Below are 511 nucleotides of genomic sequence, written 5' to 3' on the forward strand. Positions count from 1 at the left end.
TGGATAGGGCGGTCAATGTATACCACCTGCGGCGGATGAAAGTGAGCAGTGCAAATCAAGTGCACGAGATCGACTCATTTTGGTGTTGAAGTTAACGTTTATTTTTAATTTTTTTCCTCATTGATTCCCCTTTTATGTCCACCCTGTGGGCCGAGTGCACCAGACGGTCAAGGATGGCGTCAGCGATCGTTTTTTCACCGATGACATCGTGCCATGCCTCCACGGGCAGTTGTGAGGCTATAATGGTGGACCTTTTGCCGTGCCTGTCCTCTATGATCTCCATCAAAGAGTGCCTGTTGATGTTGTCCAATGGTTTTAGGCCAAAGTCATCCAGTATGAGCAGGTCCTGTTTTTCAAGTTTTCCAATGAATTTTAGATAGGACCCGTCCGCCTTTGAGGTTTTGAGCAGGGTAAAGAGCTTGGCCGTGTTGAAGTACATGGTCCTGTACCCCATTGAGCAGGCCTGGTGCCCGATGGCCGAGGCCAGATAGCTCTTGCCGACCCCGGTGCT

Annotated in this window: 1 protein-coding gene; it reads right to left on the reverse strand. The window is 49.9% G+C overall.

The window, feature by feature from the left end:
• Nucleotides 1-91: 91 nt before the first annotated feature.
• The coding region (locus K1F36_RS20010) for an ATP-binding protein (protein WP_220115361.1) at nt 92-511 on the reverse strand (420 nt) is incomplete at its 5' end.

The sequence above is a fragment of the Flagellimonas abyssi genome (genome assembly GCF_019457905.1).
Taxonomy (GTDB): Bacteria; Bacteroidota; Bacteroidia; order Flavobacteriales; family Flavobacteriaceae; genus Flagellimonas; species Flagellimonas abyssi.